General features: G+C 35.2%; 17 protein-coding genes. 10 read left to right on the forward strand and 7 right to left on the reverse strand.

Features of this window, described 5'->3' with window-relative positions; genetic code table 11:
• Positions 1 to 2: 2 nt before the first annotated feature.
• From BAU23_RS10700 to dltD, 3 genes are all read left to right on the forward strand, one after another.
• Positions 3 to 1,004, forward strand: coding sequence for a C40 family peptidase (locus BAU23_RS10700; protein ID WP_000755432.1), 1,002 nt, complete (start codon positions 3 to 5; stop codon positions 1,002 to 1,004).
• Positions 1,005 to 1,024: 20 nt separating this feature from the next.
• Complete coding sequence (locus BAU23_RS10705) at positions 1,025 to 2,647, forward strand: peptide ABC transporter substrate-binding protein (protein WP_071734396.1); 1,623 nt, start codon at positions 1,025 to 1,027, stop codon at positions 2,645 to 2,647.
• 319 nt (positions 2,648 to 2,966) lie between these two features.
• Positions 2,967 to 4,148 (forward strand): D-alanyl-lipoteichoic acid biosynthesis protein DltD, encoded by a 1,182-nt coding sequence (dltD, locus tag BAU23_RS10710; protein ID WP_000782284.1) that lies wholly within the window; start codon positions 2,967 to 2,969, stop codon positions 4,146 to 4,148.
• 41 nt (positions 4,149 to 4,189) lie between these two features.
• Here dltD and BAU23_RS10715 read toward each other — a convergent pair whose 3' ends face one another.
• On the reverse strand, positions 4,190 to 4,414 hold the full coding sequence (locus tag BAU23_RS10715) for a hypothetical protein (RefSeq protein ID WP_000558714.1): 225 nt from the start codon (positions 4,412 to 4,414) through the stop codon (positions 4,190 to 4,192).
• Positions 4,415 to 4,563: 149 nt separating this feature from the next.
• On the opposite strand from BAU23_RS10715, the gene BAU23_RS10720 reads away from it, so the two are divergent.
• On the forward strand, positions 4,564 to 5,064 hold the full coding sequence (locus BAU23_RS10720; RefSeq protein ID WP_071734399.1) for a DinB family protein: 501 nt from the start codon (positions 4,564 to 4,566) through the stop codon (positions 5,062 to 5,064).
• A 26-nt stretch (positions 5,065 to 5,090) separates the two neighbouring features.
• Here the strand turns inward: BAU23_RS10720 and uptA are convergent, their stop codons facing one another.
• On the reverse strand, positions 5,091 to 5,696 hold the full coding sequence (uptA, locus tag BAU23_RS10725; RefSeq protein WP_000952917.1) for an undecaprenyl phosphate transporter UptA: 606 nt from the start codon (positions 5,694 to 5,696) through the stop codon (positions 5,091 to 5,093).
• A gap of 307 nt (positions 5,697 to 6,003) precedes the next feature.
• On the opposite strand from uptA, the gene BAU23_RS10730 reads away from it, so the two are divergent.
• Positions 6,004 to 6,513 (forward strand): GrpB family protein, encoded by a 510-nt coding sequence (locus BAU23_RS10730; protein WP_033656760.1) that lies wholly within the window; start codon positions 6,004 to 6,006, stop codon positions 6,511 to 6,513.
• A gap of 126 nt (positions 6,514 to 6,639) precedes the next feature.
• Here the strand turns inward: BAU23_RS10730 and BAU23_RS10735 are convergent, their stop codons facing one another.
• Entirely contained in the window at positions 6,640 to 7,404 is a 765-nt protein-coding gene (locus tag BAU23_RS10735) for a DUF1836 domain-containing protein (protein WP_000447223.1), read from the reverse strand.
• Between the two features lie 257 nt (positions 7,405 to 7,661).
• Between BAU23_RS10735 and BAU23_RS10740 the strand changes: the two genes are divergently transcribed.
• Positions 7,662 to 8,111, forward strand: coding sequence for a hypothetical protein (locus BAU23_RS10740; RefSeq protein ID WP_000913423.1), 450 nt, complete (start codon positions 7,662 to 7,664; stop codon positions 8,109 to 8,111).
• On the forward strand, positions 8,099 to 8,407 hold the full coding sequence (locus BAU23_RS10745) for a YxcD family protein (RefSeq protein ID WP_000447768.1): 309 nt from the start codon (positions 8,099 to 8,101) through the stop codon (positions 8,405 to 8,407). Before BAU23_RS10740 ends, BAU23_RS10745 begins: the two co-directional genes overlap by 13 nt.
• Before the next feature lie 24 nt (positions 8,408 to 8,431).
• Here BAU23_RS10745 and BAU23_RS10750 read toward each other — a convergent pair whose 3' ends face one another.
• From BAU23_RS10750 to BAU23_RS10765, 4 genes are all read right to left on the reverse strand, one after another.
• Positions 8,432 to 9,667, reverse strand: a complete 1,236-nt coding sequence (locus BAU23_RS10750) for an NAD(P)/FAD-dependent oxidoreductase (protein WP_071734401.1) — start codon at positions 9,665 to 9,667, stop codon at positions 8,432 to 8,434.
• Positions 9,664 to 9,996 (reverse strand): (2Fe-2S)-binding protein, encoded by a 333-nt coding sequence (locus tag BAU23_RS10755; protein ID WP_071734403.1) that lies wholly within the window; start codon positions 9,994 to 9,996, stop codon positions 9,664 to 9,666. The genes BAU23_RS10750 and BAU23_RS10755 overlap by 4 nt, the downstream gene beginning before the upstream one ends.
• Positions 9,993 to 10,265 (reverse strand): (2Fe-2S)-binding protein, encoded by a 273-nt coding sequence (locus tag BAU23_RS10760; protein WP_000182285.1) that lies wholly within the window; start codon positions 10,263 to 10,265, stop codon positions 9,993 to 9,995. The genes BAU23_RS10755 and BAU23_RS10760 overlap by 4 nt, the downstream gene beginning before the upstream one ends.
• Before the next feature lie 224 nt (positions 10,266 to 10,489).
• A complete protein-coding gene (locus BAU23_RS10765; protein WP_071734405.1) occupies positions 10,490 to 12,151 on the reverse strand; it encodes a sigma-54 interaction domain-containing protein in 1,662 nt (553 codons plus the stop codon).
• Positions 12,152 to 12,332: 181 nt separating this feature from the next.
• On the opposite strand from BAU23_RS10765, the gene BAU23_RS10770 reads away from it, so the two are divergent.
• The 3 genes from BAU23_RS10770 to BAU23_RS10780 are packed head-to-tail and all read left to right on the forward strand — an operon-like array spanning position 12,333 to position 15,480.
• Complete coding sequence (locus BAU23_RS10770) at positions 12,333 to 13,508, forward strand: NAD(P)/FAD-dependent oxidoreductase (protein ID WP_071734407.1); 1,176 nt, start codon at positions 12,333 to 12,335, stop codon at positions 13,506 to 13,508.
• On the forward strand, positions 13,505 to 14,542 hold the full coding sequence (locus tag BAU23_RS10775; protein WP_001257535.1) for a proline racemase family protein: 1,038 nt from the start codon (positions 13,505 to 13,507) through the stop codon (positions 14,540 to 14,542). The genes BAU23_RS10770 and BAU23_RS10775 overlap by 4 nt, the downstream gene beginning before the upstream one ends.
• Positions 14,539 to 15,480 (forward strand): proline racemase family protein, encoded by a 942-nt coding sequence (locus tag BAU23_RS10780; RefSeq protein ID WP_071734409.1) that lies wholly within the window; start codon positions 14,539 to 14,541, stop codon positions 15,478 to 15,480. Before BAU23_RS10775 ends, BAU23_RS10780 begins: the two co-directional genes overlap by 4 nt.
• Positions 15,481 to 15,482 lie beyond the last annotated feature (2 nt).

Genomic DNA, 15,482 nt, shown 5'->3' on the forward strand with positions numbered 1-15,482 from the left:
ATATGAAAAAAGTAGGAACTGCATTTTTAACAACTTTATTTATATTTTCATCGTTTACATCGGCAAATGCTGAAGAGAAGAAAGATAGCAAAGCGTTTATCGATGTATCTGCCGCAACACTCTGGACTGCACCTGATTCATTACGGCCAATTGATGCACCGAGCGCAACAAATCCAGTTGATTTATGGAAGTGGACGAAATCAATGACGCTCGATGAAAAATTATGGTTAACAAATGCAAATAAATTAGAAACGCAAGCGCTATTAGGTCAAGAAGTAACGGTTGTTGATAAAAAAGGTGACTGGGTGAAAGTGTTAGTCCATGGTCAGCCAACTCCACGAAACGAAGAAGGCTATCCAGGTTGGATGCCTGAAAAACAATTAACATATAATCAAGAATTTGCAGATAAAACAAACGAACCTTTCGTTTTAGTAACGAAACCGACAGCCATTTTGTATATTAATCCTTCTGAAAAACATAAATCACTTGAAGTCAGTTATAATACGCGACTGCCGCTATTAAGTGAAGATACGATTTCATACCGTGTATTGTTGCCAAATGGTCAGAAGGCATGGCTACGAAAAAATGATGGAACGGTTTATCGTTCGCAAAATGATATTCCAAAGCCGACAGCTGATGATTTAATAAACACGGGAAAAATGTTTTTAGGATTACCGTATATATGGGCTGGTACAAGTGGATTCGGATTTGATTGCTCTGGATTTACACATACGCTTTATAAATCGCACGGTATTACAATTCCGCGGGATTCTGGTCCACAATCGAGAAATGGAGTTGCAGTTGATAAAGAAAACTTACAAAAAGGAGATTTAATCTTCTTTGCACATGAGCAAGGAAAAGGTAGTGTTCACCATGTTGCTATGTATATTGGTGATGGAAATATGATTCACTCACCGAGAGCTGAAAGATCGGTAGAGATTATACCACTAAATACGCCAGGATATATAGAAGAATACGCTGGTGCTCGTCGTTACTTACCTTAAAAAATAGAGGGGGTTTTCAAATGAAAAAAGTTGTTCGTTACTCATTAGTTAGTACTCTATTAGTTTCTTCATTCTTAGTTGGCTGCGCAAAAGAAAAAACAACTACAAAGCCGAAAGATGAGAAAAAAGTAATACAGCTACTAGAAACGGGTGAAATTCCGTCATTAAATTCAGGGAAAGTAACAGATGCGGTATCGTTTAACGTGTTAAATAACGTAATGGAAGGGTTATTCCGTTTATCGAAAAATGATGAAGTGATTGAGGCTGGGGCACAGAAATATGAAGTGAGTAAAGACGGAAAGACTTATACATTCCACTTGCGTGATGCAAAATGGTCTAACGGTGATCCAGTAACAGCTCATGATTACGTATATGCTTGGAAGCAACTTATTAATCCAGATACAGTCTCTCAATATGCATATATCGCGTACGATGTGAAAAATGCGGAGAAGATAAATAAGAAACAATTAGGCTTAGAAGAATTAGGTGTGAAAGCAAAAGATGATAAAACGTTCGTTGTTGAGTTAGAACATCCAGTACCGTATTTTACGAAACTACTTATTTTACCGTCTTTCTATCCAATTAATGAAAAGTTTGCAAAAGAGCAAGGCGATAAATACGGGTTAGAAGCAAATAAAGCGATATATAATGGGCCATTCACATTATCAGAGTGGAAGCATGAAGCAAGTTTTACAATGAAGAAAAACGATAAATATTGGGATAAAAAAGAAGTGAAATTAGATGAGGTAAACTATCAAATTGTTAAAGAAATTTCAACTGCGGTAAATTTATATGAAACAGATAAAGTAGACAGAGCAGTTATTTCTACAGAATTCGTAGATAAATATAAAAATAATAAAGAACTGAAACAATATACAGATCCAGTTATGTATTTCTTCCGTTTCAATGAAAATGTACCGATTCTTAAAAATAAAAACGCCCGTCTTGCATTAAGCACAGTTTTTGATAAGAAGGGGCTCGCAACTTCATTTTTAAATGATGGTTCCGTAGCTGCGAACTATTACGTTCCGAAAGGGTTTTTAAAAGGGCCAGACAAGAAAGACTTTAGAAGTACGGCAGGTGAGTTTAATAAGACTGATGTAAAACAGGCGAAAGAATATTGGGAAAAGGCAAAGCAAGAAACGGGAACAAATGAAGTAACGCTGGAGTTATTAAACTATGACTTAGAAAACTTTAAAAAAGTAGGCGAGTATATTAAAGAACAGCTTGAGAAAAATTTACCAGGCTTAAAGGTAAATGTGAAATTACAACCACATACACAAAAACTAGCGCTCGAGAAGAAAAAAGAATATGAAATGTCGTTATCACGTTGGTTACCTGATTATCCAGATCCAATGACATACTTAGAAGTTTTCCTTTCGGGAAGTACCGTAAATAATACAGGATATGCAAATCCAGAGTATGACACGTTAATTAAGAAGATTAAAACTGAATTAGGTAATGATGAAAAAGCTCGTTGGAAAGCACTGCAAGATGCTGAAAAAATGCTTCTGGATGATGCAGTAATTGCACCAGTATTCCAGCGCGGTCTATCTTACTTACAAAAACCATATGTGAAAGACTTATATGTGCATCAATTCGGTCCAGCTACAAGTTTAAAATGGGCAGATGTACAAAAATAAAGTGATGGAGAAACAGACTTCACGTAAGTGATAGTCTGTTTTTTCTTATAGCTTCAAATGAGTTATAGACATTTCAAATGTTTTCTCGCCGTTTGAAAATAAAATTATTACATAAATTCCAGTGTGAAATTTATGTAGAATCTTGTATAATTAACGTGTTTCTTGTGCTATTTGTATAGGACTTAATAGAACAAGGAAGGAAATACATACATGTATAATAGATAAATAGAATGGAACATGTATAGAGAAAAAGGAGAGAAATGATGACGTGTCAAAAACAAGGGTTACAATTTATTCGTAATAGAAAGAGGAATAACCAATGAAGATGAAGCATGCTTTTGGTCCAATTATTATAGCATGTCTACTCTTTTTCATTGTCGTGCTTATTCCGTCTAAAAGTTTAGTATCACTAATTAGCGATAAGAAAGTTGAAGATGCGGCAACTTCTTTGCAAAAAGAGAAATTGCAAAGTGTTTTCTTACAGCAAAAAATGTTAGAGAATTCGCAGTATTTACCGATGTATGGTTCATCAGAATTTTTACGAATGGATGCATATCATCCGTCTAATTATTTTAAAGTAAATCCGGCAGGCTTTACTCCATTTTTAATCGGGACTGGTGGTACGCAAAGCTTGGCTCATATTTTAAATATGACGTCTACAATGGATGATTTAGAAGGTAAAAAGGTAATCTTTGTTCTTTCACCACAATGGTTTACACAAAACGGTGTATCACAAGGGGATTTTACAAATAATTTCTCCAAACAACAAGCCTATCACTTTATTTTTAATGACGAAATAAATCCTGAAATGAAGAAAAAAATCGCGAAGCGTTTATTAGATTACAAAGTTGTTCGTAAAGATGCGATATTAAGTAGTTCTCTAGAAAGTATTGTATATAACGATACAAAACATAACATAAAAGCTGGATTAGCTAAACCGCTAGCGTATATGTATCGGAACATTTTAGATCATCGAGATTTATTTAACTCTCTATTTAAGATCGAACCGATGAAAGAGAAAACGAATATGGGATTACGTTCGCTTTCTTGGGAAGATGCACGTAAACATGCGGAGCAAGAAGGTAAAGTGGGATCCACAACAAATACATTCGGAATTGAAAATCCATATTACTATAAACATAATTTAAAGAAAAAATTAAAAGGTTTAAAAAACTTTAGAGCAAATGAATCGTATGATGATTCACCAGAATATGATGACTTACAAATTGTTTTAGATCTTTTCAAAGAAAAAAATATAAAACCACTCTTTATTTCTGTGCCTGTAAACGGACCGTGGTATGATTACGCTGGTTTTCCGAAAGAACGTCGTGATGTGTATTATAATAAGGTTCGCGAGCAAGTCGAAAAAGCGGGATACCCAGTAGTCGATTTTTCTAGCCATGAATATGATAAGTATTTCTTAAAAGATACGATTCATTTAGGCTGGAAAGGCTGGATTTATTTCGATGAAGCAGTGCAGAAGTTTTACTCTGAGACATAACAACTTAGGAACAGGAATGGCAATTAAGCCGTTCCTGTTTTTTAGTATAAAGGATTTTGGTGTGGACAATTTGGAAAGGCGTGTATATCTTGAATTTGTCTAAAATCATAATGTTTCATTGCAAATTGAGCTTGGTAAAGGTATTCATAAACAAATAATTGATTATTTTGTACGCCGCATAAAACGCCGGATGTCCCTTGCCCATTAATGAGAGAAACACCAACAGGGCGTCCAATTAAGTATGATACTTTTTGCTGCCAATGCATAGGGGAAATCACTCCTTTTGAGTTACTATACGAATTATATGACTGAATGGTTGCTTATCCACGTAAATCTTAAACTGGAGGGGTTTTTATGTAATGTCTAGAAGTTATATATGAATCGATTATTAGTGTGAAAGAGGAAGGAATGAATTATGGAGAAAGAAAGTATTCTAGAAGAAAAGTTAAGACTAATAGAATGGTGCCAAACATTGAAGTGTGTAACTAATGATGTATGGTTTAAACCTTTTAGAAAAGGTTCATGGGGAATTGCGGATGTGATTTCACATTTAATCGTTTGGGATGAGTTTTTAATGAAGTTTAGAATTCCATACTTTATAAGTGGACAATCTGTACCCAATGTTCCAACAGGTGTTGAGGAAATGAATGAGGGTGCAATAAAATATGCGAGATCCGGTATTTCAAAAGAAGAACTATTAGATCAATTCAGCTTTACTTGTAAACAATTAGTTGATCAAATTAATCAAATTTCTTCCCGGAATTTTAAAGATGATTACCAATTCGGCACGAAAAGAGTGAGATTAGACAATTATTTTTCATCACTCATTCAACATGATTTAAAACATAAAGAAGAAATTATACAATTTATAAAAGATAATCAAGTTAATAATAAAAACCGCTATAATTTCGATTGAATTAATAGCGGTTTTTGTTTAGAAATTTAAGCGAGTTTTTTACGTTTTTTTGACCATTTTTTTATCATGAAATACAAAATAATAAGAACAACCCCGCCAACAGCGAACGATTTCACATATGGTCCAGCAACGTCATTTATATTACCCCAGTTTTCTCCAAGTTTTTCACCTAAATAAATGAAAATGATAGACCAAGGAATAATCGCAAGTCCTGTTAAAGTAATGAAACGTGAAATTGGCATTTTTGTAATCCCGGCAGGAATTGAAATCGCGTGGCGAACGACAGGAATGAAACGTGCTGTGAAAATTACGCCAGTTCCGTAACGATTAAACCAATCTTCAGCAGCATCAATTTGTTTTTTATGAATAAAAATATACTTTCCATAACGTTCTAATACAGGGCGACCACCGTATCGTCCAATCCAATAAATAAAGATTTGGGCAATAACCCCGCCAATTGTGCCGAATATGACTGCACCTACAAATGAGATACTGCCATTTGAAACTAAGTACCCCGCATAAGCAAGGACAATTTCACTTGGGATAATCTCAATCATAAGTCCAAGCATAATGCCCCAATAACCTAATCCTTCAAAAAACGTTAATACTGAATGAATAAAACTACTTAACATTGTTGCACCTTCTAGTTCATGAATTTTTGAATATATTCCTCTTTATTTAATAATATAAAAGGTTCACTATATGTAGATTATACCTTATTTATATAGGGGATTGCTATTCCAAGACTTTTATGTCTCGTATATGTTTTATCGTAAAGGATATAAGTTGGATTTTCATGAAGAGAGAATGAAAGGAGTATTAAAAATTTCTCATTTTGTATGTAGTAAAAATAAAAGGATTTGTATGTTATACGATAAAGATCGAATGTTTAGAATTCAAGGCTGTAAAAATGGGTTAAATGAAGGAGGAGTTAATCGAATGTTAGGATTACCACGTGGTGAAGTTTTTTTAGTTCCATGGACTGAGGAATGGGAAGTCGAATTTTTAAAAGAGAAACAATTAATTGAAGACCAAATTAGAGAATATATTTTGGCAATACACCATATTGGAAGCACTTCTATTCCATACTTGAGTGCAAAACCTATTATTGATATTGCAATTGAATTGAAAAATTTTGAGAATGGTGTGAAATGTATTGCTAGGTTAGAGCATTTAAAATATAGGTATAGAAAAGATGTATTACCTGAAAGATATTATTTTAATAAAGGAGAGCCGAGAACACATCAAATTCATATGTATGAAAAGGGGAATAAATATTTAATTGAGCAATTGTGTTTTAGAAACTACTTAATAAATAATAAAACTGCTCGGATTGAGTATGAGCAGTTAAAGATGAAATTGTCACAGGTTAACCCCAATAATAAACATAAATATGCTGATGATAAAACAGGCTTTGTTAAATCTGTATTGGATAAAATAAACAATTGAAAAAGGAGGCTATGTGAAACTATTGGCATTCCTAAATTAAATAAAACTATTATATACATAGAAACATCGATATAATCGTATCTTTTATAATGACAAAAAGAGGGGCCATAATCTATGGCTCCTCTTTTACGGCTTCACATCTAAATTTTGTAAAAATAACGTTGCTGTCACATAACGTTTCGCTAACATTTGTACATATGCGGTATGTACAGATAGTGTAGCGATAATAATAGCGTTACGAATTGCTTCGCGTTGTTCGTTATTTATTTGATCGAACTTGCTTGCGATTTTATCCGCTTTTTCTTTTACAATATTTTCAATCGTATGAATTGTATCTGTTGCATTTAGTTGTATGCAATTCCCTTGATTTAGTTCTTCAAATAAAGAGGAGTAAGCAACATATAAATGAACAGGATTAATTAAATCATCACTTCGATCGGCCGGGTCATTTACGATGAGTCGTAATAGTTTACGAATAGATTCAAAATCAAGCGCTGTTTTTAAATCTTCAACAATAAATAGTAAGGCTGCTTGTTCGATTGAGTATTTCTTCCCTTTTTGAGGGGAGCCAATCATTTCTTTTATATCTCGTTTCACCCAGTTTTGCATAGCAGTTACAGAGAAACTTGTGTTTTCAATCTGATTACCAAGCGCAACTATTTCATTTAAAGAAAAACCGACATCCGTATCATCGATTTTAATTAATTTTTCAAAAATAGGTGAAAGTGCGGTTGTAATAAAAGCTGTAACGCTTTGTCCGCTTTCAATATCTTTTTTATGTGACTTTGCCCAAGCTTCTTGTAAAATGCTAAGAGGCTTTTTCGGATTCCATCCTCTAAGTGATAGAAGGAGCGTGGCCATTTCGTTTCGTGTGAGATGAAATGTTTCCATCTTTTCACCTCCAAAATTATAAAAAGTTCTTATGAACTTATAATATGTTTTGTTTCATTTAAAGTCAATTCTGTTTTGCTTAATTTTTCCTATGTCATAAATTTGTCGTAAGTAAATAATACTTGCATATTTCGACAAAAGTTCATATAATAAGTTCATAAGAACCTTTAAAAAGGTTTTAAAATAAATCTATCATTCTTATTTTAAAAGAAAGGTAGATTTCACATATATCTATATAAAAGGAGAATGGATATAATATGTTGAAAAAATTTGTAGCAGTAATGACAGCATTCATGGTTATCTTTGGAGCTAGTAGCTTTATGTTCGTAAATCACGCGGAAGCGAAAAGTTACAAATCTGGTAAAAAATCATATACACCAAGTTCTGGTCAAAATTCAAAAGTTGATTTAAACAAAAAAGATTCTAATGTAAATTCACAAAAAACGACAACAGATTCAAAAACAAAAGCAACAAACACAGCACCAAAAAGTAATAAAGGTGGCTTTATGAAAGGTTTATTACTAGGTGGTCTTGGTGGTTTACTAATGGGTAGCTTATTTGCAAATATGGGAGCTCTTGGTTCTGTATTAGCGTTTATGGTAAATATGTTAGTAATGGCTGGTATCGTAATGTTAGCAGTTCGTGCATTTAAATACTTCAAAGATCAACGTAAGAAGAAGGCAGATGAAGTAGCATGGAAACAATAAAAATTTCTGAACAAGAATTAATAAATGCACTTTGTGTATATATCGCTGAAAAAAGACAAGTTGGTCCAGAAGAAGTTTCAGTTGAACTAATGTATGATGATGACTATGGTTTCTCTGCAGAAGTAGAGGTAAATGGTCGCCAGCAAATTTTAATTCAAGCAAACTTAATCGAAGCACTACGCTTGTTGCTAGATAGAGAATACAATGTCAATTCATTTGCAGCAAGATTGCAACTTGAATTAGATGATGAAGAAGGCATTTACGCATTAGCGAAATTTAATAACTCAGAAGAATAGTGAAAAGAGCTGTTGAGAGTAATCTCAGCAGCTCTTTTTAGTATGTGCATATGTAGAAGAATAATCACGCCAAATTTCATTCATCTTCCGTCTACCAACATCAATCATTGGATTAAATTGAATTGCTGCTTTTTGACGAACAGAGTGAACGTTTTGCATTGCTTGTTGTAATTGTTTCTCGACTACGTCACGTTTCTCACTTGCATGTTTAGCAATAGATAGACCTGCAACCTTTCCTTGTGCCATCGCGATTTTCCCGCTTTCAATTCCAGTAATATTTCCAGCTACAAATAAACCTGGAAGAGGGGTTTCCATTTCTTCTGAATGAAGTGGGACATGTCCGCCTAATTCCGGAATGTAATGGAAAGGGCATCCTGCTACAGCGGCAAGCTCAGCAAGCGGATATAAACCTCCAGCGATACAAACGAAGTCTGCCTCATATATCTTTTCTGATCCGTTAATAATATTCCCTTTAGAGTCAATGTTAGCAACACGTACACCCTCAACTTGATCTGTACCGATAATTTCAAGTGCAGCTTTACGGAGATGGAGTGGTGTCCTGTTTATTTTCATTCCATTATTTGGATAGAAGGTTAATCCAGCTTTTCGAATCCAATCATATTTCATAAAACGGCTACCTATACGCAAAAAAGCAGAAGGAGCGAGGTGAGCCGCATTTAAAAGAGAGTTCAAAACTTCTTCTGGTTCACCAGCTTTTTGGCTTAACTCACTTTTTTCGGGAAGTACAATATGATCCACATTAATTCCAGCTAACTGTAGTTCATTTAAAATAGCGAATGACAAAATGTTAGCACCAATAATGATTCCTTTTTTTCCAACTTGCACGCGATGAACATTTGTCATAACTTGAGCTGCTCCTATTGACATAACTCCTGGAAGTGTCCAGCCAGGAAGGGGAATAGAATACTCAGCAGCCCCAGTAGCAATGAGTACGAACGGTGCTTCTAATGTACCGATATTAGTATGTATGAGCCAAGAGTCCTCATCTTTATCTAAATTAAAGACAGAAACACCGCACCGAATATCGACTGAAAGTGATTTTGCTTCTTTGTGAAGGCGTTTGGATTCTTCTATGCCGTTCCACCATTCTCCAGTAGGTTCTTGATGCAATTGTCCGAGCAACCTCCCGCCAGGCTTCATAAATTCATCAATAACAAGTACGTTAAGTCCAAAATGGGCACAAGAGATAGACGCTGATAATCCTGCTGGTCCTGCGCCAATAATAATTACATCGATCATCGCTTTTTCACCATCTCTCTCACGATATTCGGACGCTGTTTTCCACTTTCAACAACCATATTGTCTTCTACAACAGTTAAGCATGCTCTTACGTTCGTTTGATTATTTACTGTCACGCGGCATTCTGAGCAATGTCCGATATTACAATAAATACCTCGTGGTGTCCCGCTATCTTCATGGACCCTTAACGTTCGTATTCCGTTTGCTAGCAGGGCAGCAGCTATCGTTTCGTGTCCATAAGCTTCGTATTGTTGACTGTTAAATTGAAAAGTGATGCGTTCACTATTATTTAAACTACCTAAAATAGGGTGATCTGTAATTCTACTCATTTACTTTCACCTACCGCTCCAAAAGTAACCGCACGTATTGGTGGTTGATATTTTAAAGGTATTTCATTAGGTGTTAAGTCAGGGTTTGCATTTTCAATCATTCGATCTATCATCATTCTACATGTGCGGCCACCGCAAAATCCCATGCCAGCACGTGTTCTTAGTTTTAATTCTCTTGCCGAGCATTTATATTCAGCAATTGTTGATTGAAGTTGTCCGTATGTAACTTCTTCACAACGACAAACAATTAAGTTCTCTTTATTCGTCATATGTATTCCTCCTCTAGTTCGGTTTGCACAAATTATTATGCAAAAACTATGCCAATATAGAGGAGGAGGGGTTATCCCGCTATTTGTGGGCAGTAAGACCCCGCCTCAAAATTCAGTGAAAGCAAAGAAGTTAGGTGGGGGTCGGGCTGCCCGGAAAAGCCCGATTGGTGAGGGCTGATAATCAAGTGGGGATGAACAAAACCCCCACTGATTAAAGTTTCACTTTATTGTAACCCCAGTCTTTTTAAACGGTTATATAAAGTGGCCCTCGTTACGCCGAGTTGTTTCGCACATTCTAATTTATTACCATCTAAAATGCGTAAAGCTCTTTCAATTACCTTCTTCTCGTGCTCATCCATTTCTTCTTGTAAAGAAAGAATCGTATTATTGTTGCTGAGTAATAGGGATTGAGCTGTATGATTGTCTAAAGTTTCATTTGTATGAAATGGTAAATATTCTTGTTTAATAATGCCGTCTGTCGCAAATACGACGAGTCGTTCAACTACGTTTCGGAGCTCGCGAATATTACCAGGCCAATTGTAATGAAGTAGTTCATGCATAATATTTGAAGGTAAGTCTCGAATTGGTCTGTTATAGTTTATTGAAAAATCGTTTAAGAATGAGTATGTTAATTCGATAATATCCTCTCGTCTTTCGCGTAGTGGCGGAATATGCAAGCTAACTACATTTAAGCGATAGTATAAATCTTCTCGGAAAGTTCCTTTTTTCATTTCTTCTTGTAAATCACGATTTGTAGCAGCGATAATGCGGAAATCAATATTTATTTCTTTTTCTCCACCAACTCGGTAATACTTTCGTTCTTGCAGTACACGCAAAAGTTTCACTTGCATATCGAGAGGCATTTCGCCTATTTCATCAAGGAATAAAGTACCGCCTTGCGCGAGCTCAATTTTCCCTTTCTTACCTTTACTATTTGCACCAGAAAACGCCCCGCGCTCGTAACCGAATAGTTCACTTTCAAATAACGCTTCTGGGATTGCACCGCAGTTGATCGAAATGAAAGGGGCATTTGCTGTCTCACTTGCTTCATGAATTGCTTTCGCAAATACTTCTTTTCCAACACCGCTTTCACCAAGTATTAAAACCGTTGATTTTACCGAACAAACCTTTCTAGCTAATTGAATCGTTCTTTGTATAACAGGGCTTTTTCCATTCATCGCTTGGAAAGGATCAGATGTATCTTTATATTTTGCTACTTCTTGCTCTAATCGGTGCATTTCATGTGACATATTAAATAGTTTTTCATTCAATACAACTTGATTTGTCACATCTGTTTCTGAAACGACTGCTCCTATAATTTCATCGTTACAATAAACGGGATTTGAATTAATTAATACGAACAAGTCCGGCCGAGGCTGATGGAATTGAGCGATTATGCTTTTTCCGTCATGTAATGATTGTAAAATTTCTAAATCTTTATAATCAAAAAATCGAGTGATTGGTTGCCCGATAATTTCATTATGGTTGACTGAAAAAATTTTTTCGGCGCCATCCGTCCAAGTGCGAACGCATTCTTTATCATCGATGACTGTAACAGAGGAATCAGTTGTTTGAATAACAGTATTATAAAAAGCTTGTAGTTCATTGTAATACTTATAAAGAAACGGAATCATTTGCTGAGCAGTTATACAGCATATAGGTTCTTGAGTTTCGTTTATAATAACGACCGCTGAATAGCTAGAAAAGGCTTCGATTAAAGCATTGAAAGAGTCATTTTCATATATAACTGCACAACTCCATTCTTCAGTAGATGAATGGATGTAATAAAATTTGTCACCTACCTGTTTCATGCGTTTAAACATACTTGTACGATCGATTGATAAAATTTTTATAAACTCTTTTATTGTTGGAAATGAAAATGTCATAATGTCCTCCTGATATGTAAAAAAATTTAGACAGTGATAAAAAAATAATACACCTATTTACGATAAATTTAAAATATTTTTACAAATAAAAATTATTTCATATAAATAGTTCTGCATGTAGAGTTGGCACACCATTTGCATAAATAGAAAGTGAGAGATTTAGGAGAAAGGGGGGTGCTATGTGAGACACTGTGACGTTTTAATAATAGGCGGTGGTATTATAGGCTGTTCTATCGCGTATTACACATCAAAATACGAAAGAGACGTAACAATCATTGAAAAAGGAGAATTTGTTAGTGGGACGTCTTCACGGTGTGATGGTAACATTTTGGCTATTGATAAAGACCCTGGGTTTGATAGTCAAATGTCATTAGTAAGTCAAAAATTAGTAACAGAATTAAGTGAAGAATTGGAGCACTCATTTGAATATAGGGCGCCAGGAAGTATTCTCGTTTGTGAATCAGACGAAGAGATGGAGGCAGCGCAGCAATGGGTGAATCGTCAAAAAGAAGCTGGTTTACCGTTTCGAATGCTTGATCGGCAAGATATAAGAGAAGAATCGCCATTTTTTGCGGATGATTTATTAGGTGGTTTAGAATGCGCAACCGATTCGACTGTAAATCCATATCTTCTTGCTTTTTCACTTCTTGCAGAATCGAAGAAATTTGGTACGAAAGCTTTTAATCATACAGAAGTAAAAGAAATGAAAAGAGATATAGACGGTTCCTTTATTGTAGAAACGACAAATGGGACGTTTACTGCGAAGCAAGTGGTGAACGCAGCCGGTGTGTGGGCTCCTAAAATCGGGCAAATGTTAGATGTAAATATCCCAATTGAACCGAGAAAGGGGCATATTATTGTAGCTTCCAGGCAACAACACGTTGGCTGCCGTAAAGTAATGGAATTTGGTTATTTGATTTCTAAATTTGGCGGAAAACGAAAAGTGGATGCTTTAACTGAGAAATATGGGGTAGCTCTTGTATTTGAACCGACAGAAAGCCAAAATTTTTTAATTGGTAGTAGTAGAGAGTTTGTAGGGTTTCATACGAGGATAAATAACGAGGTCATTAAATGTATTGCAAATAGAGCAATTCGTTTTTATCCGAAAATGGCAGATATGATGGTGATTCGTTCATATGCTGGATTACGCCCTTGGACAGAAGATCATTTGCCGATCATTTCACGTGTGGAACATATTCCGAACTACTTTATAGCAGCAGGACATGAAGGTGATGGAATTAGTCTTGCGGCAGTTACTGGGAAAGTGATTGAGGAGTTATTAAATGAAAAAGAAACAATCATTCCTATTGAACCACTTCGTTTGAGTCGTTTTACAGAAAGGGTGTTAAACGGATGAGGTCACAAAGAGTCTTTACGACGATTGATACACATACGGGCGGGAATCCTACGAGGACATTAATTAGCGGACTTCCTAAGTTAATTGGAGAGACGATGGCAGAGAAGATGTTACATATGAAAAAGGAGTATGACTGGATTCGCAAATTGTTAATGAATGAGCCACGTGGTCATGATGTAATGTCAGGAGCACTATTAACAGATCCGTGTCATCCTGAAGCTGATATAGGTGTTATATACATAGAGACAGGTGGATATTTACCGATGTGTGGCCACGATACAATCGGTGTATGTACAGCTTTAGTTGAATCAGGTTTAATTCCAGTAATTGAACCGGTTACTTCTTTAAAGCTAGATACGCCAGCTGGCTTAGTTGAAGTGGATATTTCTGTTCAAGATGGGAAAGCGAAAGAAGTCTCCTTCTGTAACATACCGGCTTTTTTACTGAAAAATATTTCTGTACACGTCGAAGAAATTGGAACTGTAGAGGCGGATATTGCGTATGGAGGGAATTTTTATGCCATTATCGATGCGAAGTCAGTAGGTTTAGAGTTAGTACCAGAAAACGCATCTACAATCATTGATAAGGCGATTCATATTAGAAATACAATTAATGAGAAGTTTGAAATCATTCATCCAGAGTATTCGTTTATAAGAGGATTAACACATGTTGAATTTTATACAGATCCTACTCATGAAAGTGCGCATGTGAAAAATACAGTTGTTGTTCCGCCAGGAGGAATTGATCGATCTCCATGTGGCACAGGAACATCAGCGAAGTTAGCTGTATTATACGCTCATAAAAAAATTGATATCGATGAAGAATTTGTTCATGAGAGTATTGTAGGTTCTTTATTTAAAGGGTGTGTTATGAATACAACATATGTAGAAAATATTGAAGCTGTAGTCACGAAAATTACGGGATCAGCTTGGCTTATGGGTATGCATAGATTTTTTTACAATGAAAAGGATCCACTTAAAGAAGGCTTTTTGCTAATTCCGCCGATGGAACATGAAACGGAGGATGTAAAATGAACATTCAAAAAATGTATACAGCAGTAGACGTACACGTAAATGGCGAGGCATTTCGTGTAATGAAAGACGTACCATGTAAATACTACTACAGTTTGGAGCAATTAAATGAACAATTTTCAGGTGAATTAGCAGAAGAAATGAAGCTTTTATTAAATGAACCACGTGGTTTCATCGGTTTAAATGGATGTATTGTCGTTCCTTCTATTCATAATGAAGTGGATGCAGCTGTATTGTTTTTTAATCATGAAGGATCCATTCCTCTTCATTACGGAGGCATTGTCGCAGTAATAACGATGTTACTAGAAAGCGGGTATTTAAAAAAGAGAGCGTCAAATCAATACAAAATCGAAACGCTATCTGGCATATTTTCAGTGGATGCATATGTAGAGAATGATGAAGTTGTATCTGTTTCGTTTGAAAGCAAACTATGTTATATGATTGAGAAAAATTTAAAGGTTGGTAATTTAAATTACTCTCTCATACAGGCAGATAAAGTATATGCAGTTGTAGAAAAGGATACGTATTCGCCAGAAATCAGTATTGAAAACATCTCTAAATTAAAAAAATGGGGTGAAGCTACACTTCAAACTATACAAAAACAGTCATTAATAAAAAGACTTATTTTAGTAGATTCTATGCAAAAAGAAAAGAACCATATAAAGTCGATTACATTTCATGAAGATAACTTTATAGTGCGTTCACCAGGTTTTGTTTCTACTATTGTGTCTTATGTTCATGCTTTATTTAAAAATGAATATATAGCGGATAAACCTTTTAAAAATGAAAGTATTTTTAATAGCTTTATAACAGTAGAAAAAGTGAAGAAAGAAGAACTCGGATACATTTTTCGATTTGAAAGTAGAGGGTTTATTACAGGTATGCAAACATTTATATTAGATCCTACAGATCCGTTTCCAACAGGTTTCTTATTAAAATAATA

Source organism: Bacillus nitratireducens (assembly GCF_001884135.1).
Taxonomy (GTDB): Bacteria; Bacillota; Bacilli; order Bacillales; family Bacillaceae_G; genus Bacillus_A; species Bacillus_A nitratireducens.

Bases quoted from the DNA above. Each gene is read 5' to 3' on its own strand.
- BAU23_RS10715 (WP_000558714.1), bottom strand. From the start codon at position 4,414: ATGCATTGGCAGCAAAAAGTATCATACTTAATTGGACGCCCTGTTGGT.
- BAU23_RS10775 (WP_001257535.1), top strand. From the start codon at position 13,505: ATGAGGTCACAAAGAGTCTTTACGACGATTGATACACATACGGGCGGG.
- BAU23_RS10720 (WP_071734399.1), top strand. From the start codon at position 4,564: ATGGAGAAAGAAAGTATTCTAGAAGAAAAGTTAAGACTAATAGAATGG.
- BAU23_RS10740 (WP_000913423.1), top strand. From the start codon at position 7,662: ATGTTGAAAAAATTTGTAGCAGTAATGACAGCATTCATGGTTATCTTT.
- BAU23_RS10735 (WP_000447223.1), bottom strand. From the start codon at position 7,404: ATGGAAACATTTCATCTCACACGAAACGAAATGGCCACGCTCCTTCTA.
- BAU23_RS10750 (WP_071734401.1), bottom strand. From the start codon at position 9,667: ATGATCGATGTAATTATTATTGGCGCAGGACCAGCAGGATTATCAGCG.
- dltD (WP_000782284.1), top strand. From the start codon at position 2,967: ATGAAGATGAAGCATGCTTTTGGTCCAATTATTATAGCATGTCTACTC.
- BAU23_RS10780 (WP_071734409.1), top strand. From the start codon at position 14,539: ATGAACATTCAAAAAATGTATACAGCAGTAGACGTACACGTAAATGGC.
- BAU23_RS10745 (WP_000447768.1), top strand. From the start codon at position 8,099: ATGGAAACAATAAAAATTTCTGAACAAGAATTAATAAATGCACTTTGT.
- BAU23_RS10700 (WP_000755432.1), top strand. From the start codon at position 3: ATGAAAAAAGTAGGAACTGCATTTTTAACAACTTTATTTATATTTTCA.
- uptA (WP_000952917.1), bottom strand. From the start codon at position 5,696: ATGTTAAGTAGTTTTATTCATTCAGTATTAACGTTTTTTGAAGGATTA.
- BAU23_RS10705 (WP_071734396.1), top strand. From the start codon at position 1,025: ATGAAAAAAGTTGTTCGTTACTCATTAGTTAGTACTCTATTAGTTTCT.
- BAU23_RS10755 (WP_071734403.1), bottom strand. From the start codon at position 9,996: ATGAGTAGAATTACAGATCACCCTATTTTAGGTAGTTTAAATAATAGT.
- BAU23_RS10760 (WP_000182285.1), bottom strand. From the start codon at position 10,265: ATGACGAATAAAGAGAACTTAATTGTTTGTCGTTGTGAAGAAGTTACA.
- BAU23_RS10730 (WP_033656760.1), top strand. From the start codon at position 6,004: ATGTTAGGATTACCACGTGGTGAAGTTTTTTTAGTTCCATGGACTGAG.
- BAU23_RS10765 (WP_071734405.1), bottom strand. From the start codon at position 12,151: ATGACATTTTCATTTCCAACAATAAAAGAGTTTATAAAAATTTTATCA.